The 13,847-nt window shown below is 63.0% G+C and carries 14 protein-coding genes; 9 read left to right on the plus strand and 5 right to left on the minus strand.

The genetic code is table 11. From position 1 onward, the window contains the following. Positions 1-67: 67 nt before the first annotated feature. The 3 genes from VF673_RS04305 to VF673_RS04315 form a co-directional block, all read right to left on the minus strand. Positions 68-865: an alpha/beta fold hydrolase gene (locus VF673_RS04305; RefSeq protein WP_440291021.1), complete on the minus strand. Its 798-nt coding sequence runs from the start codon at positions 863-865 to the stop codon at positions 68-70. A gap of 133 nt (positions 866-998) precedes the next feature. Then, positions 999-1,853 carry an acyl-CoA thioesterase gene (locus tag VF673_RS04310; protein ID WP_440291022.1) on the minus strand — a complete coding sequence of 285 codons (855 nt, stop codon included), beginning with the start codon at positions 1,851-1,853 and terminating at the stop codon, positions 999-1,001. Between the two features lie 237 nt (positions 1,854-2,090). Then, entirely contained in the window at positions 2,091-2,981 is an 891-nt protein-coding gene (locus VF673_RS04315; RefSeq protein ID WP_440291023.1) for a carboxylate/amino acid/amine transporter, read from the minus strand. Between the two features lie 148 nt (positions 2,982-3,129). Between VF673_RS04315 and VF673_RS04320 the strand changes: the two genes are divergently transcribed. Both VF673_RS04320 and VF673_RS04325 read left to right on the plus strand, forming a co-directional pair. Continuing rightward, positions 3,130-4,545, plus strand: a complete 1,416-nt coding sequence (locus VF673_RS04320; protein WP_440291024.1) for a YdgA family protein — start codon at positions 3,130-3,132, stop codon at positions 4,543-4,545. A 100-nt stretch (positions 4,546-4,645) separates the two neighbouring features. After that, positions 4,646-4,825: a hypothetical protein gene (locus tag VF673_RS04325; protein WP_320330540.1), complete on the plus strand. Its 180-nt coding sequence runs from the start codon at positions 4,646-4,648 to the stop codon at positions 4,823-4,825. A gap of 38 nt (positions 4,826-4,863) precedes the next feature. Here VF673_RS04325 and VF673_RS04330 read toward each other — a convergent pair whose 3' ends face one another. Together VF673_RS04330 and VF673_RS04335 are read right to left on the minus strand one after the other, a co-directional pair. Further along, on the minus strand, positions 4,864-5,637 hold the full coding sequence (locus VF673_RS04330; protein ID WP_440291025.1) for an outer membrane protein OmpK: 774 nt from the start codon (positions 5,635-5,637) through the stop codon (positions 4,864-4,866). Between the two features lie 60 nt (positions 5,638-5,697). After that, entirely contained in the window at positions 5,698-6,090 is a 393-nt protein-coding gene (locus tag VF673_RS04335; protein ID WP_440291026.1) for a globin, read from the minus strand. A gap of 173 nt (positions 6,091-6,263) precedes the next feature. Here VF673_RS04335 and VF673_RS04340 point away from each other — a divergent pair, with 173 nt between their 5' ends. The 7 genes from VF673_RS04340 to cydC all read left to right on the plus strand — a co-directional run bounded on the left by VF673_RS04340 (position 6,264) and on the right by cydC (position 13,633). Beyond that, entirely contained in the window at positions 6,264-6,623 is a 360-nt protein-coding gene (locus VF673_RS04340; protein ID WP_440291142.1) for a CidA/LrgA family protein, read from the plus strand. Then, the gene (locus VF673_RS04345) at positions 6,620-7,339 is read left to right on the plus strand and encodes an LrgB family protein (protein ID WP_440291027.1); all 720 of its coding nucleotides are present in this window, start codon (positions 6,620-6,622) and stop codon (positions 7,337-7,339) included. Before VF673_RS04340 ends, VF673_RS04345 begins: the two co-directional genes overlap by 4 nt. Before the next feature lie 156 nt (positions 7,340-7,495). Then, positions 7,496-9,052: a cytochrome ubiquinol oxidase subunit I gene (locus VF673_RS04350; RefSeq protein WP_440291028.1), complete on the plus strand. Its 1,557-nt coding sequence runs from the start codon at positions 7,496-7,498 to the stop codon at positions 9,050-9,052. After that, positions 9,052-10,191: a cytochrome d ubiquinol oxidase subunit II gene (gene cydB, locus VF673_RS04355; protein ID WP_440291143.1), complete on the plus strand. Its 1,140-nt coding sequence runs from the start codon at positions 9,052-9,054 to the stop codon at positions 10,189-10,191. The genes VF673_RS04350 and cydB overlap by 1 nt, the downstream gene beginning before the upstream one ends. A gap of 10 nt (positions 10,192-10,201) precedes the next feature. Beyond that, positions 10,202-10,318 (plus strand): cytochrome bd-I oxidase subunit CydX, encoded by a 117-nt coding sequence (gene cydX, locus VF673_RS04360; protein ID WP_440291029.1) that lies wholly within the window; start codon positions 10,202-10,204, stop codon positions 10,316-10,318. Then, on the plus strand, positions 10,311-12,014 hold the full coding sequence (gene cydD / locus VF673_RS04365) for a thiol reductant ABC exporter subunit CydD (protein WP_440291030.1): 1,704 nt from the start codon (positions 10,311-10,313) through the stop codon (positions 12,012-12,014). Before cydX ends, cydD begins: the two co-directional genes overlap by 8 nt. Further along, on the plus strand, positions 12,011-13,633 hold the full coding sequence (gene cydC, locus VF673_RS04370) for a thiol reductant ABC exporter subunit CydC (RefSeq protein WP_440291031.1): 1,623 nt from the start codon (positions 12,011-12,013) through the stop codon (positions 13,631-13,633). Before cydD ends, cydC begins: the two co-directional genes overlap by 4 nt. Positions 13,634-13,847 lie beyond the last annotated feature (214 nt).

Genomic DNA, 13,847 nt, shown 5'->3' on the forward strand with positions numbered 1-13,847 from the left:
GTTTCGCGCTTATATGGCCAGGTGCGCTCTCCAGCTTGGCGGGCTAGCGCACCTTAATCCTTGATTCTCAGGCGCCGTTTTTCAGGCAGCTCCTAAACACCTCAACCATCTTCTCCGGACACTCTACCGCCGGCACATGCCCAATCTCCCACACCTCGGGCTCGTCCACGCCCAGTGCATCCGCCAGTGCTTCCAGTGAGCTCGGCGGCGTCGCGACGTCATCGGTACCGGCAATCACATTGACCTTGGGCAGGCTCTTGCCCTTGAAGGCCTCAGTGAAGTTGCAGCGGCCGAGCATTTCGCACAGCAGGGCATAGCTGCGCTTGTCGGTGCGGCCGAGCTGGACGCGCCAGCCGTCGACCAGGGCGGGGTTCTGCTCGCAGGCGGCGGGACCGAACCAGCGTGGCACTATGCCTTCGGCCATGGCTTGCAGTCCCTGTTCCATGACGGCAGCGGAGCGCTGCTGCCAGCCATCCGGGGTGCCGATTACCGGGCCGGTGTTGGTGAGGGTGGCGGACAGCAGCTTGTCAGCGTGCTGGCTGAGCAGTTGCTGGCCGATGACGCCGCCGATGGAGGTGCCGGCAAAATGGAATTTCTCCGCACCGGCGCGGCTGGCGAGGGTGATGGCTTCCTGGGCCAGGTCTTCGGCTTCGATGGCGCCGTTGTCTTCGGGCCAGGCGCTGCTGGCGCCATGACCGGGCAGGTCCCAGGTCAGTACCTGAAACGCTTCCAGCAGTGCGGGCAGCATTTCATCCCAGATTCCCTGGGTCATGCCCAGCGGATGGGCGAGTACCAGTAGGGGGTTCGTGGGTTGCCCCAGCAGGCGGTAGCTGATGGTGCGGCCCTTGTGCATACAGAATGTCATTGTCTCACCCTCGACTTGGTGTTTCGGTGTTCGCACTGCGAACATCTGTGCTATAGGCGAACATTCTCCGTTTGCTGTGCCGGGTCGTCAAGTACCGCTGCTCGGTCGCCTGGGGCGAGCTGGCATGCTCTCCTCAGATCAACCACCCCTCCAGCTGCTCCCGCAGCCCCCTTGGCAGCGGCGCCGGTCGGCCGGTATCCGGGTCTATTACTACCATGACGCTGGAGGCGGCTACCTGGATCTCGCCCTTGTGCAGAGCACAACCGGTGAAGCGGAAGGAGCTGTTGCCGATGTGGCTGATGCCGGAGGCCAGTTCCACCGGTGTCCAGCTCATGTGGTAGTCGGTAAAGCTGATATCCACTGCCGCGACCATGACTCTCAACCCATCGAAGTCGAGCTGGCGGATGCCGCCGAAGCGGGCCTGTTCCATGTAGCGCGCCAGGGCGGCCTCGCTGCGTTGGCTGTCGGCGTCGACATCGGCAAACCGCGGCGTGAGCTGCTGGTGCACCGGGAAGTTGTGTATGTGATGAAGGTGATCCAGATAGCTGGGCTCATCCAGCTCGGGGGCTGGCTCGACCGAGAGGCGGGCGGCGAGTTGCTCGAAGGTGGCGTCGGGCAGATCGACTCGATGACCCTGAGCCGTGGCGCCCATGGTGACGTCCTGGGTGCCGACCAGACGGCCATTCTGATACAGGGTGCTGAGCAGGCGGAACTGGTCCCGGGCGACGCTGACGACCCTGACTGTGGCCTGGATGTCTTCACCGTAGAAGGTTTCCTGGCGGAACTGGGTGTTGCTGCGCAGCGGGCGCAGGCGTACGTCATCGGAATACCAGCTGTTTTTGCCCAGACAATCCAGTTGCAGGCGCATGCGCGCTTCCTGGTGCAGTTGATAGAGGCGCGAGTTGTTCACGTGGCGCCAGTTGTCCAGGTCGGTGAAGCGCGGTGAGAGGGTGCAACTGAAATCGGTGTTGTCTGCTGTCGTTGTCATTGTGAGCTCGGTGTATCAGGAGGTTGCCAGTGAAGCATCCAAGGTTGGCAGCTGCCAGGCAAACGTCATCAACGGGGTAAATACAGGGCCATTGCGGTGCCATGGGGCGCACAAAAGGCTGAACCGCGGCGGGCGGCGCACAGTCGAATTCTTACACACTCGATAGACAGGAGTTCGATATGCTCAAGTTTCTTGCCAGTACCGCCGGTTTTATCTTTCTGGTGGGCCTGATCGTCATTATAGGCCTGTTGATGCTGATCTTCTGATGCGGGCCAACCACTGATCCCAGCGCAGATTCAGCCAGAGTGACAGGCCGATCACGGCGCCGCCGAGCCCCAGTCTCAGCAGGTCGGCCTGCTGGTTCCAGATCAGCAGGTTGACCAGCAGCCCCGCCGGGATCAGGGCGTTGTTCATGATGCCCAGAGTGCCAGCGTCGACCTGTGTGGCTCCCCGGTTCCAGAAGAAGAACCCCAGCCCCGAAGCCACCAGCCCCAGCCAGCCGAGCACCCCCCATTGCAATGCCGTGGCTGGCATCCGATCCGGATCGCCAAGCAGCAGCCAGGCCGGCAGTACCACCACCAGCGCGCCTATGAAGAACAGCCCGAACCCGGCCCACTGCTGGCTGACAGTCGCGCCGCTGCGGCGTATCAGGTGTGCATAACCGACCTGGCCTGCGGCGAAGGCCAGGTTGGCCAGCTGCAGCAGCAGAAAACCCTTGATATAGGCATCGCTGATGCCGTCGTAACGGATGATGGCTGCACCCAGCACCGCCAGCAGGGTGGCCACGACCGGACCGATGCTGAAGCGGCGACGCAGCGCATTGTCGATCAAGGCGACGTACAGTGGGGTGAAGATGGTGAACAGCAGTACCTCCGGAACGCTCAGAAGCTCGAAGGACAGGTACAGGCAGATGTAGGTGATGCCGAACTGCAGTGCGCCGACCAGCAGAAGGCCGCCGGCCATATGTCGTGGCAGGCGGCGGGGCCGGAGCAGCGGCAGGAACAGCAGGCAGGCCAGCAGGATGCGGGTAAGCACGGCAAAGTAGCTGTCCACCTGGCCGGCGAGATACTCGCCGATCAGGCTGAAGGAGATGGCCCAGAGCAGGGTGACGGCGATGAGATAAAACATGAATGACCTTCGATGGACGGGCAGGCGTGGCCGTGGGGGCACGATGATAATGGGCGCCTGCAGACGGATGCAATTTGCTGGTATCTGTGGCAGATTTGGTGGCCAGCCGCTGACCAGTGGCCGACTTCAATTCAACTAAGGAAGCATCATGAACAAAGCAGGGATTGCCGCCACCACGCTGGTGGTTCTGGCTGTCGCAGGGAGCGCGGGTGCCTGGTTTACCGGGACCCGGATGGAAGCTGTTATTCAGGACAATATCGTGCGGGCCAATCAGGAGCTGAAGGATCAGCTGCCCGATACCGACCTGGCGCTGGAGCTGGTCAGCTTCCATCGGGGGATATTCAGCAGTGATGCCCGTTACCGCCTGGTGCTGGTGGCGGATGATGCTGATGAGCCGCCGCTGGAGCTGCTCATCAGTGATCATATCGAGCACGGCCCCTGGCCGCTGTCCCGTCTTACTTCCCTCAAACTCCTGCCGGTCATGGCCACCAGCCACGCGCAGCTGGAGTCGAGCGAACAACTGGCCGGGCTCTTCGCCGCCAGTGCCGGACGTTCTCCGCTGACGGTGACCAGCAGCATCGGTTACGCCAATGGCGTGGACGGTGAACTGCAGCTGGCGCCGATGAGCTGGAGCACAGATGAGGTTACCGGGTCTTTCTCCGGCCTGTCTGCCGTATTCCGCACCGATACCGCCGGTGAGAGCATCAAGGTGCATGGCCGGGTGGATTCGCTGGAGCTGCAGGGCGGCGCGCGGGTGGGGCTGGCCGGGGTGGACTTCGAACTGGATCGTCAACGTGATGCGTCCGGCCTTTATCTGGGCACGGGGCAGGTAGAGCTGGATCAGCTGTCAGTAGTGATCGAAGGTGAGCCGGCGGTGGTGCTCAATGGTCTTGTGCAGTCGGACGTGTCCACCTTGAAGGACGACGGTGCCAACCTCGAGCTGGATTACCGCATTGACTCGGTCAATTACGGCACCACCAAGCTTGGCTCAATGCACATGGGCTGGACCCTGAGCCGCATCGATCCGCAGGCCATGGTGGACCTGGCCGGGATGTACAACAGTGCAGCCTTGGGCGGCGTTCCGGACGATACCAAAGCTCTGGAAGAGCAGTTCCAGGCATCCCTGGAGCGGCTGCTGGACGGCTTCCCCAGATTGTCCCTGGATGACTTTTCCATCCGCACCACCAATGGCGAGAGCCGTCTGAGTCTCGCCGTGGAGCTGGGGCGTCCCTCGTCGCTGCAGTTGCCGCCGGAGGCGCTGCTGCCGGAGTTGATCGGCAGTCTGGAGGCCAGGCTGGTACTGTCCAAGCCCATGCTGATGGACATGGTTCGGCACAAGGCGCTGTTCCAGCCTGGCACCGATGCGGCCACTCTGGAGCAGGAAGCGCAGATGATGGCCGAGATGGTCTCGGGCATGGCGGAGATGCTGCAGATCGGTCGGGTGGAGGGAGACAACATCCTTACCCAGCTGAGTTATGCCGGCGGCTCTCTCAAGCTCAATGGCCAGGCGATCGAGCCTTCTGCCCTGGCCGGGCTGCTGAACGGGATGCAGGGGTTGCAGTAGGCCGCGCTGGCCCGACTTGGCACCGAGATGGCAGGCCGTTAACATGGATCGCGATGGACCCGTCAGGCAGTCGCGGTCCGCTTGACCATTAAGGAAAGAGATGAGTCCTATTGACGAGCTGCACCTGATGCTGGGGCTTCTGGTGCTGGGGTTTGTACTGTTGGGTATAGGCTTCAACTTTCGGGACAAGGGGTGGGGAATCGCGGTGATGATGGCCGGTGCCATCGTCGTGCTGGGAACCATTGCGGCGCGCATCATTGATGCGGTGTCCCTTACCTGAAAGCAGGAGCTGCTCCGCCCGGAGCAGCTCCCCCTCCATTAGAAGTGCACCTTGACCAGCAGGTTGGTGACGTTCTGATCGGTCTCGAAGGCCGAACTGTCCTTGATTCCGTACTTGTTCTTCCAATAGCTGTACTCGATACCGGCGTACAGCTGCTTGGCTTTCCAGCCCATTGCCTTGCCCAGATCGTATTTGACCTGCGGGTTGAAGTGCAGATTGGCGTGCTTGCCGTCGCCGTCGTTATCCACGATCCAGTCGATGTAGCCATCGATCAGGATGTCGGAGCGGCCGGCCGGCAGGGTGATGGCCCACACCGGGGTGATCTGCCAGGAGCTGCGTACGTCGCTCGGCGAGTCGGAGTGACGGTAGTAGGTGTTCAGTTGCAGATAGTCGAAGCCGGGTACCGCCAGATCGAAGCCCGGGCCGAGCAGGTAGTTCTTGATGTCACCACGGCCGCGCTCGTAGGTGCCGGCCAGCAGGACGTCGGTGATGGGGCCGAACTTGATTTCGCGACCACTGATCTTGCCGAAGGACAGACGCGGAGCGATCTCGCCGTACCAGGTGCTGTTGTTGCCGGCGGCATCCTGCGCGCCGTTGTAGTGGATGCTGTCCACGAACAGGAACAGGTCGCCGAAGCTCCAGCCACTGACGTGCTCGAAGGTGACGGCCTGCTGAATGGGCGGGTCGACCTCGAAGTCCTTGCCGTACAGGTAGGTGAGACTGTTGTCCTGCCAGAGCAGGGGGGAAGCGGTGGCCAGGCTCGAGGCCAGCGCGAGGCTGGCGGCTACGGCGCCCTTGATCAATGTGCGCATGGTGCTATCCGGATGCAGGGTTGACGAAGCGCGCCATATTAAACTGCCTTGCCCCGGCTGTCAGTAACCGCCCCTGATCACTTCCACGCCCTTGGTCAGGACGCGGTCCCAGGCGCGGATGCCGGCTTCGTCCATTTCCGGATCGTGATGGCGGATGGTGTCCAGCAGCGCATTGATCCAATAGTTGTACAGATGGGGTTTGATGTCCATACGGTGACGGGAGTGGGATTCGGCCAGCGCCTGCAGCTTGGTTGGCGGGAGGCCGCGTGCATAGAGCACCAGGTTGAGAATCCCGGCGCGCAGCAGATGCTTCTGCGCCGCCATGTCCGTGTGGGTGAATTTTTCCGCTACTTCAGGCGAGCTGGCCAGAAAGGTGCGGTAGAAATCGTCGAAAAACTCGGGTTTGGCGCAGCAGCGCCCATAGCTCTGAAATACCAGATTCTCGTCCGTCATGGCCTGTTCCATATTGCCCGCTAATGACAGAGGCCATCAGGGGCGGTCTGTTGGAATCCGCTGCCGCAGCGGGGGCAACGGTGGTATGGTTTGTCGCAAGGACGTGCAGGATACCGCAAAGTCGGCGCGCATGCGAAAATGGTGCGCCGCACGAGATGTGAGGGGAGCTGATGTTGTTGATCAAGGGGTTGAGCTGGCTGATCCTGTTCCAGTTGATCGGTACCGCTCTGAATGTGCTGTTCCTGCCTTTTCTGCCCAGCGCCATCATCGGTATGGTCCTGCTGGTACTGTTTCTTCGTCTGCGTGGACAGGTGAGCGAGTCCATCGAGACGGCCTCCGGGGGGCTCCTGCGCCTTCTGCCCCTGCTGCTGACACCGCCCGCCACCGGCATCATGATGTACGGCAGTGAGATTGCTGCGGATGCGGCAGCCATTCTGGTGAGCCTGACGGTCTCCTTCATTCTGGTGGTGCCGCTGACCGGGCATCTGATGCAGTACCTGATCAAGCGCCAGGCGCGCCGGGAGGAGGCATGAGCGCATTGATGGCCGCCTGGTCGGCGGTGGTGGCACACCCGCTGTTTCTCATCGGGCTGACGCTGGGTGTCTACCAGCTGGGGCAGGCATTGTACGAGCGCACCCGCATGGCCCTGCTGCATCCGCTGATTGTCGCCATTGCCCTGCTGATTCCTGCACTGTGGCTGCTGGGCCTGGAATACCCCGCCTACCGCGATGCAGTGTTTCCGCTGACCATGTTGCTGGCGCCTGCCACCGTGGCTCTGGGTGTGCCGCTGTACCATAACCTGCGGCGCATCCGGCAGTACTTCTGGCCGGTGATGATCAGTCTGCTGGTGGGCGGCGTGTTCGTCACCGTGCTGACCATTCTGCTGGCCTGGCTGCTCGGCGCGAACTTCCCGATGCTGATGACCCTGGCGCCCAAGTCCCTGACCACGCCCATCGCCATGGTAGTGGCGGACCAGCTGGGCGGCATGGCGGCACTGGCTGCCGGTTTCGTCATGTACACCGCCGTTCTGGGTGCCCTGATGGGCCCCTGGTTGTTGAGCGTCACCGGAGTTACCCTGCCGTCGGCCCGGGGCATGGCGCTGGGCCTGGCTGCGCACGCCGTGGGCACCTCCCGGGCGCTGGAGGAAAGCGAGGAGACCGGGGCCTTCGCTGCGCTGGCCATGAGCCTGATGGGCATAGGTACCGCGCTGCTGCTGCCGCTGGCCGTGACCCTGTGGCTGATGTTCTGACCCTCCCTCCCTCCCGGAAGTGCCGGGTTCCATCCCGGCAATTCGGGGCTGCAGCGGGCAGGCAGTGAGCTTGCGACGACTTGTCGCTTCCGTGATCGCTTTTATATTAGATTATCCTGATATAGCATTATTCCCACTGATCAAGGGAGGCACCTGATGGATATTGTCGAGCTATCGAGATTGCAGTTTGCCTATACGGCGATGATTCACTTCCTCTTTGTCCCGCTGACCTTGGGGCTTTCCTTCATCCTGGCGATCATGGAGTCGGTCTATGTGATGACCGGCAAGCAGGTCTACCGTGACATGACGCGCTTCTGGGGCAAGCTGTTCGGTATCAACTTTGCGTTGGGGGTTACCACGGGGCTGGCCATGGAGTTCCAGTTCGGAACCAACTGGTCCTATTACTCCCACTATGTGGGGGACATCTTCGGAGCACCGCTGGCGATCGAAGCGCTGATGGCGTTCTTCCTCGAGTCCACCCTGGTGGGGCTGTTCTTCTTCGGCTGGGACCGCATGAGCAAGGTCAAGCATCTGGCGGTGACCTGGCTGATGGCGCTGGCGACCAACCTGTCGGCGCTATGGATTCTGGTGGCCAATGGCTGGATGCAGTATCCCATCGGCTCCGAGTTCAATATCGAGACCATGCGTATGGAGCTGACCAGCTTTGCTGAGGTGCTGTTGAACCCAGTGGCCCAGGTCAAGTTCGTGCACACGGTATCCGCGGGTTATGTCACCGGCGCGATGTTCGTGCTGGCGATTTCCAGCTGGTACCTGCTCAAGGGCCGGGATCTGGCCTTTGCCCGCCGCAGCTTTGCCATTGCCTCTGCCTTTGGCCTGGCGGGGGCGCTGTCGGTGATCGTGCTGGGTGACGAGTCCGGCTACGAGCTGGGCGACGTGCAGAAAGTCAAGCTGGCAGCCATTGAGGCCGAGTGGGAGACCCATCCCGCACCGGCGGCTTTCACGCTGTTCGGCCTGCCCAACCAGGAAACCCGCAGTACCGACTATGCGGTGCGCATCCCCGCAGTTATGGGGCTGATTGCCACCCGCTCCATCGATCAGCAGGTGGATGGTTTTGACCGCATTCTGGAGCAGAACCTGCAACGCATCATCCGCGGTCAGGAAGCCTACCAGTTGATGACTCGGATCCGCGCCGGAGATCGTGACGAGCAGGTTCGCAGTCGCTTCGAGGAACTGCGTGATGATCTGGGTTATGGGCTGCTGCTCAGCGTATACGCCGAGGATGTGGCCAAGGCTACCGATGCGGAGCTGGCCGCTGCGGTGGAGGCTTCCATTCCCAGGGTGTGGCCGCTGTTCTGGGTGTTCCGCATCATGGTTGCCTGCGGTTTTCTGATGCTGGTGATCTTTGCCTTTGCCTTCTGGCACAGTGCCCGTCGCACGCCGGACAAGCCGCGCTGGTTGCTGCGCCTGGCCCTGTTCAGTCTGCCGCTGCCGTGGATCGCCAGTGAGGCTGGCTGGTTCGTGGCCGAGTATGGACGCCAGCCTTGGGCCATCGGTGAGATTCTGCCGACTGCGCTGGCGGTGTCCTCGCTTACCGCCGGTGAGGTGCTGGGTACGCTGGCGGCCATCGTGGTGTTGTACAGCATTTTCCTGATCATAGAGGTCTGGCTGATGGTCAGGTTTGCCCGCAAGGGGCCGTCGAGTCTGCACACCGGCCGCTATGATCTTGAAACTGGCAAGCTACAGGAGGTCTGATCATGGACTATGAAGCCTTGCGTTTTATCTGGTGGGTGCTGATCGGCGTGCTGTTGATCGGTTTTGTGATCACCGATGGTTTTGACATGGGGGTGGCCAGCCTACTCAAGGTGCTGGGCCGGAATGACGAGCAGCGACGGGTCATGATCAACTCCGTGGGCCCGCACTGGGATGGCAACCAGGTCTGGCTGGTGACGGCTGCCGGTGCCTTGTTTGCTGCCTGGCCACCGGTCTACGCGGCTGCCTTCAATGGTTTCTACTTTGCCATGATGCTGACCCTGTTTGCCCTGTTCCTGCGGCCACTGGGTTTCGAGTACCGGGCCAAGATCGACAGTGACCGCTGGCGCAGCCGTTGGGACTGGGCCCTGACCGTAGGTTCGGCGGTGCCGGCACTGATCTTCGGGGTGGCCTTCGGCAACCTGCTGCAGGGGGTGCCGTTCCACTTTGACGAGCTGCTGCGGTTGGATTACACCGGCAGTTTCTGGGCTCTGCTCAACCCCTTTGCCCTGCTGGCCGGAGTGCTCAGCCTGGGGATGATCATCAACCACGGTGCTACCTATCTCCAGCTCAAGACCGAGGGCGATCTGCTGCAGCGCAGCGAGCGCATATCCGGCTGGCTGGCCCCGCTCTGCGCGGTGCTGTTTGTGCTGGCCGGCATCTGGCTGTGGCTGGGCATTGATGGCTTCCGGGTGATCGATGGTATCGATACCAACGCTGCCAACCGCACCATGGATAAGACCGTGGAGATGGCCAGTGGTGCCTGGTTTGACAAGTACGGCCGCTGGCCGCTGCTCTGGTTGGTGCCGCTGCTTGGGGTGGCAGGCTTTGTTGCATGCGGACTGGCGAGCCGGGTGGGGAGCCATGTCACCGCATTTGTCAGTTCGGCACTGGCCATGGCCATGGTGGTGGTCACTGCCGGGGTGAGCATGTTTCCCTTTCTCATGCCGTCCTCTACTGTGCCCAACCACAGTTTGACCATGTGGGACGCGACTGCCAGCGAAACCACCTTGATGATCATGTTCGTGGTGGCCTGTATTTTCGTGCCCATCATCCTCGGCTACACCGCCTGGGGTTACTTTGTGATGCGCGGGCGGATCTCCGAGCAGCATATCCGCGACAACACCCACAACCTGTACTGAGGAGGCGATCATGTGGTATTTCACTTGGATTCTCGGGGTGTCACTGGCTTGTGCCTTTGCCATTATCAACGCCATGTGGTTGGAGTTGAACGGCTATGAAGGGGAGGATGACCAGCCCGATGGCTGATCCCCGCAGAGGAGTGGATAGCTGGCTGCGCTGGTTGCTGGCCAGCCAGCGCACCCTCTTGCTGACAGCCCTGCTCACGGCCCTGGCCGGTGCGGGGCTGTTCATTTTGCAGAGCTGGTTGCTGGCCGGACTGTTCAGCGACTGGCTGCGCGCCTGGCAGGCGGGGGAGTTGCTGCAACCCCGGGCGCTGTGGGCCGTGTTGCCGGGCCTGGCTGTCTGCCTGGTGCTGCGGCCGTTACTGCAGCATGCGCGCGAGTACTACGCTGAGCTGGCCAGCCTGCGGGCTCGCAACCTGTTGCGTGGCCTGCTGCAGCAGCGTCTGGCCATGCTGGGCCCGGCGCGACGTGTTCTGGGGGCCGATGGTCAGTTGACCACGGGGCTGCTGGAGCAGGTCGACGCGCTGGATAGTTACATGGCGCGTTATCAGGTGCAGAGCCGGCTGGTGGTGCTGGTGCCGCTGGCGATCCTGCTGGCTACCGCCTGGTACAGTCTGGCGGCAGCGGCCCTGTTGCTGCTCACCGCGCCTCTGGTGCCGCTGTTCATGGTGCTGCTGGGGCGTGCTGCCGAGGCGGCCAGTCAGCATCAGTTCAATGCCTTGGGGCGCATGAGTGGGCGCTTTCTCGATCTGCTGCGGGGGCTGCCGACGTTGCGTCAGCTGCAGGCCCTGCCACTGGCTGTGGAGGCGGTGGACTCGGCCGCCGTGGAGTATCGCTGGCGCACCATGCAGGTGCTGCGCATGGCTTTTCTGTCCACCGCTGTGCTGGAGTTCTTCGCGGCTCTGGCTATCGCTCTGGTGGCGGTGTACCTCGGGCTTGGGCTGCTCGGTCTGCTGCCCTGGGCCAAGGGGGAGATCCCGGTGCCTTATCAGGGGGCATTGTTCATTCTGCTGCTGGCTCCGGAGTTCTACGCCCCCCTGCGACAGCTGGGCAGTGATTATCATGCCCGGGCCGAGGCCAGGGCGGCGATAACCGAGCTGCTGCCACTGCTGCAGATGGAGGTTTGGCACCCCGCCGGAACCGCGCACCCGGACCGGCCAGGGGCACCTACTCTGAGGCTGCGGCAGCTGCGCGTGGCCGGGAGTGACGGTAGATTGCGTATGGCACCGCTGGACCTGGATGTAGCGGCTGGCCAGCGGTTGCTGGTGCAGGGGCAGAGCGGCAGCGGTAAGTCGACCTTGCTGAATGTGCTGCTGGGTTTTGTGCCTTATCAGGGGGAAGCGCAGGTCTATGCTCACGAGCTGGCTGACCTTGATCGCACCGCCTGGCAGGTACGGATCGGCTATCTGGCCCAGCAACCCGAGCTGTTGGCCGCCAGTGTGGCCGACAACTTGCGGCTGGCCGCTCCCGGAGCCAGCGACGGGGAGCTGTGGCAGGTGCTGGAAAAGGTAGGGTTGGCCACCTTGTTGCGCCGTCTGCCGCTGGGCCTGGATACCCCGCTGGGGGAGCGTGGGCTGGGGCTGTCCGGTGGCGAGCAGAGCCGCCTGGCGCTGGCCCGGCTGTTGCTGCGCGATGCCTCGCTGTGGCTGCTGGATGAACCTCTGGCCCATCTGGACCCGGAAACCGCCGAGCAGATCGGGGCGCTGATCGAGCGGCTCAGTCGGGGGCGCACCCTGCTGCTGGTCAGTCATGGGAGTGGCGGACTGGATTGGCTGGAGTCGGTACATGAACTGGTGCCAGCGCAGGGGCAGACAATATGAAACGGGTACGGCTGCGTGATCTGACCCGCTCGCGCCCCGGGGCCTGGCTGCTGGCCGCTCTGCTGGGGGCGGTTACGGTGTTTTCCGTGACAGGCCTGCTGGCCACTTCCGGTTGGTTCATCACTGCAGCAGCGCTGGCCGGGCTGCTGAGTGGTGCCGCTGGTTACGGTTTCGACGTGTTTCGACCAGCGGCAATCATACGTTTCTTCGCTATCGCCCGTACGGCCGGGCGCTACACCGAACGGTTGGCCTCGCATAATGCGGTGCTGGGCCTGCTGCGGGATCTGCGGGTGCAGCTGTTCAGCCATATAGCCCATCTGCGCAGCGACCCTCGGCGTTGGCGTTCGGCCCATGTGTTGCAGCGGCTGGTGACTGATATCGACCTGCTGGACCGTTTCCCACTGCAAGTGTTGTTGCCCTGGTTGTGGGCTGGTCTGCTGCTGGCCGGAGTATCAACTCTGTTGGCTCTGCTCGATCTCCGGCTGCTGGTGGTCAGCAGCTTGTTGGCACTGGCCTGGCTACTACCGCTGATTGGCTGGCGGCTCGGTGCCAGGTTGGCTGAGGCCGCCGGGCAGGCTCAACAGCAGCGCCGGGAGTACCTGTTGGATAACCTCCGTCTGCTCAGTGACCTGCTGGTCTGGCAGCACTGGGAGCATCGGCGCTTGGGTTTTGATGAGTTGGATCAGGCTTGCCAGCAGCTGGAGTGGCGTCAGCAGCGTCTGACGGCCTGGGTAGGACTGGGGCAACAACTATTGCTGGGGCTGGCGACCCTCTGGCTACTGATAGTTGGGGCTGGATTGGTGCGTGGGCAGGAGCTGGAGCTGGCCTGGCTGCTGGCGACGTTGCTGGCGCTGTTCGGCCTGGGCGAGACCCTGGCGCCACTGGCGGGCACCGTGGTAGCGTTGGGTATGAGCCGCACCGCCCGGGATCGTATCAACAGCACCCTGGACGAAGCGCAAACCCCATCGGAGCATGTTGCTGAGCAGCCCGTGGCTCCCTGGCACCTGCAGCTGCAGGGCGTTAGTTGTCGACGACCGGGGGCACTGACCGGGCCGCAGGATATCCAGTTAGAGCTGCACAGTGGTGAGCAGCTGTGGATCAAGGGGCCGTCAGGGGCTGGCAAGTCGACCCTGCTGGATTTGCTGGCCGGAGCGTTGGCCCCTGAGCAGGGCTCATGCCTGCTCAATGGTCAGCCACTGGAGAGCTGGGATCTGCGCTGGGTGATCGGCTACCTGCACCAGCAGATCGATCTGTTCGACCTCAGTCTGGCGGCCAACCTGCGACTGGGTGCCCCCCAGGCCAGCGATGCCCGGCTGTGGCAGGTGCTGGAGGATGTGGCGCTGGCGGACTGGGCCCGGGAGCGCGGCCTGGACACCCCGCTGGGCGAGCAGGGCAGCGCCGTCTCCGGCGGCCAGGCCAGGCGCATTGCCCTGGCCCGCCTGCTGCTCGTCGAACGGCCGATACTGCTGCTCGACGAGCCCTTCGCCGGCCTGGACGCCGCCACCCGCGAGCAGGTCATGCAGGCGCTGCTGCGCCGTCAGCGCGATGGTCTGCTGATCATCGCCAGTCACCAGCTGGTCAGCGCGCCGGATCTGCAGGTGGTGAGGGTAGGGGGGTAGGTCAGGGTTATGGGCGGCCTTCAGCCGCCGTTCGCCCCGGGGGCGGGGCTCCTACAACAAAACCAAACCCAACCCCGGACCGTAGGAGCACCCGCCTCGGGTGCGAATGCGTGCCCGCCCGTTCGCACCGAGGCGGTGCTCCTACACCAAAACCAATCCCACTTCCGAATCGTAGGAGCCCCGCCCTCGGGGCGAACGGCGTGCGCAGCACGCC

It is taken from the genome of Halopseudomonas sp. Lyrl_26 (genome assembly GCF_051948695.1).
GTDB lineage: Bacteria > Pseudomonadota > Gammaproteobacteria > Pseudomonadales > Pseudomonadaceae > Halopseudomonas > Halopseudomonas formosensis.

Coding starts and splice junctions, on each gene's coding strand:
- VF673_RS04325 (WP_320330540.1), top strand. CDS start 4,646: ATGAGTCCTATTGACGAGCTGCACCTGATGCTGGGGCTTCTGGTGCTG.
- cydC (WP_440291031.1), top strand. CDS start 12,011: ATGAAACGGGTACGGCTGCGTGATCTGACCCGCTCGCGCCCCGGGGCC.
- VF673_RS04320 (WP_440291024.1), top strand. CDS start 3,130: ATGAACAAAGCAGGGATTGCCGCCACCACGCTGGTGGTTCTGGCTGTC.
- VF673_RS04305 (WP_440291021.1), bottom strand. CDS start 865: ATGACATTCTGTATGCACAAGGGCCGCACCATCAGCTACCGCCTGCTG.
- cydX (WP_440291029.1), top strand. CDS start 10,202: ATGTGGTATTTCACTTGGATTCTCGGGGTGTCACTGGCTTGTGCCTTT.
- VF673_RS04310 (WP_440291022.1), bottom strand. CDS start 1,853: ATGACAACGACAGCAGACAACACCGATTTCAGTTGCACCCTCTCACCG.
- cydD (WP_440291030.1), top strand. CDS start 10,311: ATGGCTGATCCCCGCAGAGGAGTGGATAGCTGGCTGCGCTGGTTGCTG.
- VF673_RS04350 (WP_440291028.1), top strand. CDS start 7,496: ATGGATATTGTCGAGCTATCGAGATTGCAGTTTGCCTATACGGCGATG.
- VF673_RS04345 (WP_440291027.1), top strand. CDS start 6,620: ATGAGCGCATTGATGGCCGCCTGGTCGGCGGTGGTGGCACACCCGCTG.
- VF673_RS04315 (WP_440291023.1), bottom strand. CDS start 2,981: ATGTTTTATCTCATCGCCGTCACCCTGCTCTGGGCCATCTCCTTCAGC.
- VF673_RS04330 (WP_440291025.1), bottom strand. CDS start 5,637: ATGCGCACATTGATCAAGGGCGCCGTAGCCGCCAGCCTCGCGCTGGCC.
- VF673_RS04335 (WP_440291026.1), bottom strand. CDS start 6,090: ATGACGGACGAGAATCTGGTATTTCAGAGCTATGGGCGCTGCTGCGCC.